The following is a 6,651-nucleotide window of genomic DNA, read 5'->3' as shown; positions in this document are numbered from 1 at the left end:
TCTTGAAGGAGTCAGTAGAGGCGCTTTGATTTCGCCTTTGAAAGTTCGCATTTGGACTCTTCAAGAATCCCCGTCCCGGAGCGGGCTGGGGAGTATCAATTGTAGACGAATTCGGCATAAAAACAACCATTTCTAGGAAGGATTCTCACTTCTCGGATCTCGGCATAATCCAGATTAGAAGGCATTTGAATTTGAAAGTTCTTCAATCCGAACCAAGCCTTAACTTTTTGTCCGAGAGGGATAGAAATTCGACCATCAATCAACTTTTTACCAAGCGCCTGTTTCGGATAGGCAATTAAGTGAAGCCCGCCAGGAGTACGGTAATTTGGAAATTTCGGTCTAGATTCAAGCTTTCCTTCACGAAACAATTTAATCAATCCTTTGAAAGATTTTACCGACTCACCGACAGCACCACAAGTCTGTTGAGCTGCTTGAGCGCATAAAGCTCCGTAATGAGGATTGCGTTTTAACTCGTTGATTACGTCAAACGGGCGGACAAAAATATGACCCTTAAAGTATGCTTGACGAACGTAGTAAACCGCACAGTTATGTAGTTTGTTTGACTCTTGACAAATATATTCTAGAACTGCTTTCAACTTTTGATCGGGCTTAATCAATACCTGCTGACATCCAAACACGCCAGTCACCTTGTTGATGTAATGTGTTGATTATACACTACCTGTCGATGGAGTCAATAGTCTTATGGCGAGTTTGTCAAAAAAAGATTTAGAGTATCGGCACGAGAGCAAGGCCGTCTCGCTGATCAATATGCACTTTGTTTTTATTCCCAAACGCCGTAAAGCCGTTCTGGTCGGCAAAATTGCAGAACGGCTGCAAGAAATTATTTTTGAGGTAGTCACGGAAAACAGGTGGAAAATTATTGCTTTGGAGATTATGCCGGATCACGTCCATTTATTGCTTAATATTAAGCCGACAGACTCCGCCAGTTTCGTCATGCAAAGAGTTAAGGGTAGGGCATCCAGTTACTTGAGGAAAGAGTTTCCCGAATTACTGAAATTACCTACATTGTGGACTCCTAGTTATTTTGTTGGCAGTGTTGGAAACGTTTCTACTGAAACTGTCAGGAAATATATCGAAGAACAAAGAAACAAATAATATAGAATGCTGGCAGCCTTAAGGCTGCAACTGCGTTTCATCCCCGGCTTAAAAGACCGGGGTTCTCACGCGACGCGCTATAGCAGGGGGAGAGTAGGAGAGGGAGAGGGGGAGAGCGGGAGAGTGGGAGAGTGGGAGAATTACCAAATAACGAATAACGAATAACGAATAACCAATAACTAATAACTAATGACTTAAAACAATCGATGCCAAGTCAATTCTTTTGTCGCTGCATTGAAATTCCAGCGCAACAATTGAGTTGCCGGTTTGCCGATAATTCCCGAAAGTCCGATCGCCTTTCTGGGAGATTCAGTTGCCAGGGCGATCGCACTTTCTACCTCGCAAATCCCCCACCTTACCAAATTCTGCACTCCCGCCAACAGCGGCAGAGTTGTACCTGCCAAAGTAGCAGATTCCAGCGGCGAATGGTAATCCAATCTTACCCATGCTGTACCTTTTCTGACTTCCATTTGTCGGGAATCCCAAGGATAAACACCGTCAGGCAAACCCAAAGGAGCCAAAGCATCGCTTACCAAAAAAACGCCTGTGTCGTATCTGCCAGCACGCAGCAAAAAATCAATCATTGTCGGAGAAACGTGCTTGCCGTCAGCAATTAAACCGCATTTTACGCCCGGATAAACGATCGCCGCTCCTAACAAACCCGGTTCTCTGTGATGCAAACTCGGCATCGCATTAAAAGCGTGAGTTACCATTGAAGCTCCTTGGGCAAATGCTTGCTGTGCTTGCTCTGCCGTCGCTTGGGAGTGTCCCAGACTGACGGCAATTCCCAAACTTTGCAAATAGGGAATGACTTCACCAGTGCTGTCTAACTCCGGCGCTAAAGTAATTATTTTGACAATATCCGCACAATCTCCTAAAACTAACTTGACATTTTCTATTGTTAGCGGTAGTAAAAACTCAACTGGGTGAGCTCCTCGCTTCTGAGGGTTGAGAAAAGGGCCTTCGAGGTGAACGCCGATTATTTCGGCACTTTGGGATTTATTGGTGGCAGGAGCAGCGGTTTTTGCAGTCCGCATATAATCAGCTATCGTCGAGAGCGATCGCCTAAACTTATCCAGGGAAGTTGTCACCAAAGTCGGCAAAAAAGCATCAACTCCCTGATACCATAAAAATTGACAAATTTTAGGTAAAACTTTAACATCCTTGCTTTCTAAATCTGGGAAAGCTAAACCGAGTGCTCCGTTAATCTGCAAGTCAACACCGCCCAGAGAAACCCAATCACCCGCAGCGTCGATCACTTGCAAATTGGGAGGAGCAATTCGTTTAAATACTTTGTCCATCGAACAAACTTCTTGAATGATGCCCGTGTTGTCAACAGCAAGCATCTGCAAATCCTTGCAACCGGGCAGGCGAGCATTGAGAATATCTGTAGGGGCGGCAGTTGGGGTTGTGGCTTCAGTCATCCGATTTTAGATTTTAGATTTTAGATTTTAGATTTTAGATTTGCTCGCCTCGATAAATCTGCGGGCTCTTGATGAGGATGTGGAGATTTTTGCTTTCTGCACTCTTGGCTTGTCACCAAATTGCTTTCGAGCATCAGTTTGGCTACAAAATATCTAAATTTTAGAACTCTTGCTCTCGTCAAATTTACCCCCCGCAAGTCCCCCCTTATTAAGGGGGGAAACAAGAATAATCTTACCCCCTCCCCGAACTCGCGGGGAGGGTTGGGGTGGGGTGCGTTGTATTTTTGCAAGAGATCTTTTAGTTAACGCCATAACTTAAAATTACCATTAATCTGAAATCTCACATCTGAAAATTGCATGAGTCAACCGACAGTTGGAATTATCATGGGCAGCGATTCGGATTTGCCTACCATGTCTGAAGCGATCGCAGTTTGCGAAGAATTCCACGTACCTTGCTCCGTAGCAATTGTCTCCGCCCACCGTACCCCGGATCGGATGGTGGAATATGCTCAAACCGCGCACCAACGAGGTTTGAAAGTAATTATCGCAGGTGCTGGGGGAGCGGCGCACCTTCCGGGTATGGTAGCATCTTTAACACCATTGCCGGTAATTGGTGTACCAGTAGCGAGCCGCCACCTCCAAGGCCTAGATTCGCTGTACTCGATCGTCCAAATGCCAGCCGGTATACCCGTAGCAACAGTGGCGATCGGCAATGCTAAAAATGCTGGCTTGCTGGCAATTCAAATATTAGCAGTTTCCCAGCCTCAATTGCTGGAGCGAATCCTGGATTACCGGAAAACTTTGTCCGAATCTGTAATGAAAAAACAAACTCAGCTAGAAGAGCTAGGCTATCAAAAATATCTCACTATGAACAAATAATCTCTAAGTGTTGTAGTACAATTGTGGGAAATTTTCGGGGTCTAGCTGAGCTGATAAGTTGTAAAAGCGTAAAAATGATGAAAATGAGTGTCGGAAAGAAAAAATCGAAACAAGTCAGGCGGGAGTCTTTGAATTTGCCAGCCCCTAACTTTTTGACAAAAGTCAGCAGGTTCAAGAAATTACAAAGGACGATCGCCCGCCTCAGTCCGAGTTGGCAAGCCTGTATACCAATAGCAGCAGTCATCTTCTTGATTTGGGGATATGCCGCAGTAGCCCAAACCCCTCCTGCTGCGCCAACCACCGAAGAGCAATTGGCCAGCCTCAAGGTAGGCATGGATACCATGTGGGTGATGGTGGCTGGGATGCTAGTGTTCTTTATGAACGCGGGTTTTGGGATGTTGGAAACAGGTTTCTGCCGCCAGAAAAATGCAGTTAACGTACTGTCAAAAAACCTGATTGTGTTTGCGCTTGCGACGATCGCATATTGGGCGATCGGCTTTGCGTTAATGTTCAGCAACGGTAACGGTTTTATCGGCAGCAGCGGCGGATATTTCCTGTTGAACGTGGCTGACAACAGCCCCGCTATGGGAGATGCTTATCAAGGCATTTTCAAATCCTTAAACTGGACGGGAGTCCCCCTGAATGCTAAATTCTTTTTCCAATTAGTTTTTGCGGGAACTGCTGCTACGATCGTTTCTGGGGCAGTTGCAGAGCGCATTAAATTCCTTGAATTTTTAATTTTCTGCTTGCTGTTAGTCGGAATTGCTTACCCGATTACCGGACACTGGATTTGGGGCGGCGGCTGGCTGCAAACAGCAGGTTTCTACGATTTTGCAGGTTCGGCAGTGGTTCACTCGGTAGGCGGTTGGGCTGCTTTGATGGGAGCGGCATTTCTCGGGCCGCGGATCGGCAAGTACCGCGACGGCGACACTGTGGCGATGCCGGGACACAATATGAGCATTGCCACCCTCGGCTGTTTGATTCTGTGGTTCGGTTGGTTCGGGTTCAATCCCGGTTCGACAATGGCTGTCGATCCAAATGCGATCGCCCACATTGCGCTCACCACCAACACCGCCGGTGCTTTCGGGGGAGTTGCTGCCACAATTACAGCTTGGCTTTACCTCGGAAAACCAGACTTGTCGATGATTATCAACGGCATCCTCGCCGGCTTAGTCGGGGTGACAGCGAGCTGCGCTTGGGTTAACATACCCAACTCTGCCATTATCGGCACGATCGCCGGCATCATGGTAGTTTTTGCAGTAACATTCTTCGACAACTTAAAAATTGACGACCCTGTAGGAGCAACTTCCGTTCACTTAGTCTGTGGCATCTGGGGAACTCTGGCAGTTGGCTTATTTGCTGACGGGCCCACAACGGGAATTTATACCGCTGGGCCGAAAGCGGGATTGTTTGTAGGCGGAGGTTTCGATCAACTAATACCGCAGTTGATCGGTATTATCTCTGTAGGCGGAATGACCGTGCTGCTGAGTACGATTTTTTGGTTGGCACTCAAAGCTTTGTTGGGTATCCGCGTTTCTGCTGTTGAGGAAGCTGAAGGTTTGGATATCGGCGAACATGGGATGGAAGCTTACACCGGGTTTGTGAAGGAAACTAGCTCTGGCAACAGAACAGAAAGCAGCTACGGCGGTTATTCTGGGGGGGGTGCGGACAGAACTACCAAACTTTAGAGCAAAACTCTCAAGCGTGGGACGATCGACTTTCTTCAGCTTTCTGGCCCTAGATGAGCGATTTGTACGTCCATCTAGGGCTTAATTGTGAAAAACCACAATCTGAAATCCCCCGCCCGCAGATACAGTCGCAGACGCACTCTTGAGTCTTTTAAACCAGGTCGATCGTTCTGGCATTCCTTGCTAAAATCTCGCAATTACGTTAACAAACTGGGTTTTTGCGTGCGGCTCAGCTTTAAAAAAAGCTACTTTAGAAAAGCTCTAAATCCTGATACAGTAAGTCATTCGGAATTCCTAAATCTAAAATCTAAAATCTAAAATCTAAAATCGCCTGATTTCTGCGCCAGAAAGTTTGGCAGGCAGATTTTTTATGGTAGAGTAGTGCCAAAAAGCAAAGTTCTGCATCGCCGTCACGCCCAACACAGCACAGTGCTTGATTCTTACAAGAATTGAGGCGAAAATTGAACGGTAAAATTTGATGCAGCAATCAGTGCCAATTATTTCAGTATGGTGCCTGCAAATCGCTTGAGTTTATGGAGAAGTTTGGAGTAGTTAGCAGAAGTAGAACTCATAAATCCCTCTTGGGGATGGAAGTTAGCCGATCGAAAACTGTTCCGGTTTGGGCTTTGCTATCTCTGCTTACCAACGCGGTACTAATTGTCACAGTCGCTCAACTAATCGGTAGGGGAAACAACTTAACAGAAAGTTCCCCTGCTAGTGCTGCACTAACGCCGGAAAGCACTGAAGAACTAATTCGCTCTTCGACGACGGCGACAAACTCTACAAAAGTAGTGGCAGACTTGCCCCTTGCAGGGCCTCGACACAAATGGTCTTACCAGCAGTGGGTGACGCAGTTGGGCCGGGAAGCTGAGGCTGCCGCGGCAAATCGTCCCCCAAAACTGAGTGTTTTGGCTGGAGATTCTTTGAGTATGTGGTTTCCGACGAAGCTGTTACCGCCCGATCGCATTTGGCTGAATCAAGGGATTTCCGGCGAGACTTCCGTAGGTTTGCTGAAGCGATTGCAGTTGTTTGATCGCACTCTGCCCGATACGGTGTTTGTGATGATCGGGATTAACGATTTATTGCGGGGGGCCAGCGACGAAGGGATTTTGAACAACCAGCGACAGATTATCCGCGATTTGCGGTGGGCGCACCCGAAAGCACAAGTGGTGGTGCAGTCGATTTTGCCCCACAGCGGGGAACAGTCTACCTGGGAAAATCGCGATCGACTATTAGCGATTCCCAACAGTCGGATTCGCGCAATCAATCGGCGACTGAAAGAAATTGCTAGTTCCGAAAATGTTTCCTATCTGGATTTGCAGCCGTTGTTTGCGGATGCTGACGGCAATTTACCAACCCAACTCAGTACAGACGGCTTACACCTTAACGAGCGAGGTTATCTGGTTTGGCGATCGGCCTTGCAAATGTTCAGTCAAATGCAGTTGAAAAATTAATCAGTTGACTGTTGTCAGTTGGCAGTTGTCAGTTGGCAGTTGTCAGTAGTTAGAAGGATGAAGTCATATTCTCCCCCATTCTCCCCCTTC

Annotated in this window: 6 protein-coding genes; 4 read left to right on the top strand and 2 right to left on the bottom strand. The window is 46.9% G+C overall.

Translation table 11 applies throughout. The annotated features are described in order from the left end of the window. Positions 1 to 95: 95 nt before the first annotated feature. The gene (locus JGK20_RS06915; RefSeq protein WP_293183760.1) at positions 96 to 617 is read right to left on the bottom strand and encodes a hypothetical protein; all 522 of its coding nucleotides are present in this window, start codon (positions 615 to 617) and stop codon (positions 96 to 98) included. A gap of 85 nt (positions 618 to 702) precedes the next feature. On the opposite strand from JGK20_RS06915, the gene tnpA reads away from it, so the two are divergent. Beyond that, positions 703 to 1,116, top strand: a complete 414-nt coding sequence (gene tnpA, locus JGK20_RS06910; RefSeq protein WP_293183758.1) for an IS200/IS605 family transposase — start codon at positions 703 to 705, stop codon at positions 1,114 to 1,116. A 194-nt stretch (positions 1,117 to 1,310) separates the two neighbouring features. On the opposite strand, the gene nagA is transcribed toward tnpA, so the two are convergent. Continuing rightward, entirely contained in the window at positions 1,311 to 2,540 is a 1,230-nt protein-coding gene (gene nagA, locus JGK20_RS06905; RefSeq protein ID WP_293196306.1) for an N-acetylglucosamine-6-phosphate deacetylase, read from the bottom strand. 357 nt (positions 2,541 to 2,897) lie between these two features. On the opposite strand from nagA, the gene purE reads away from it, so the two are divergent. The 3 genes from purE to JGK20_RS06890 all read left to right on the top strand — a co-directional run bounded on the left by purE (position 2,898) and on the right by JGK20_RS06890 (position 6,561). Next, positions 2,898 to 3,419, top strand: a complete 522-nt coding sequence (gene purE, locus JGK20_RS06900; protein WP_293144866.1) for a 5-(carboxyamino)imidazole ribonucleotide mutase — start codon at positions 2,898 to 2,900, stop codon at positions 3,417 to 3,419. Between the two features lie 74 nt (positions 3,420 to 3,493). Then, the gene (locus JGK20_RS06895) at positions 3,494 to 5,107 is read left to right on the top strand and encodes an ammonium transporter (RefSeq protein ID WP_293183754.1); all 1,614 of its coding nucleotides are present in this window, start codon (positions 3,494 to 3,496) and stop codon (positions 5,105 to 5,107) included. A gap of 533 nt (positions 5,108 to 5,640) precedes the next feature. Next, positions 5,641 to 6,561, top strand: a complete 921-nt coding sequence (locus tag JGK20_RS06890; RefSeq protein WP_293183752.1) for an SGNH/GDSL hydrolase family protein — start codon at positions 5,641 to 5,643, stop codon at positions 6,559 to 6,561. Positions 6,562 to 6,651: the final 90 nt, after the last annotated feature.

It is taken from the genome of Microcoleus sp. PH2017_05_CCC_O_A, assembly GCF_020738785.1.
Lineage (GTDB): Bacteria > Cyanobacteriota > Cyanobacteriia > Cyanobacteriales > Microcoleaceae > Microcoleus.
Note: the sequence above shows the minus strand (reverse complement) of the source record. Positions and strands in the feature narration are given on the sequence as shown.

Bases quoted from the DNA above. Each gene is read 5' to 3' on its own strand.
- tnpA (WP_293183758.1), top strand. From the start codon at position 703: ATGGCGAGTTTGTCAAAAAAAGATTTAGAGTATCGGCACGAGAGCAAG.
- nagA (WP_293196306.1), bottom strand. From the start codon at position 2,540: ATGACTGAAGCCACAACCCCAACTGCCGCCCCTACAGATATTCTCAAT.
- purE (WP_293144866.1), top strand. From the start codon at position 2,898: ATGAGTCAACCGACAGTTGGAATTATCATGGGCAGCGATTCGGATTTG.
- JGK20_RS06895 (WP_293183754.1), top strand. From the start codon at position 3,494: ATGATGAAAATGAGTGTCGGAAAGAAAAAATCGAAACAAGTCAGGCGG.
- JGK20_RS06890 (WP_293183752.1), top strand. From the start codon at position 5,641: ATGGAGAAGTTTGGAGTAGTTAGCAGAAGTAGAACTCATAAATCCCTC.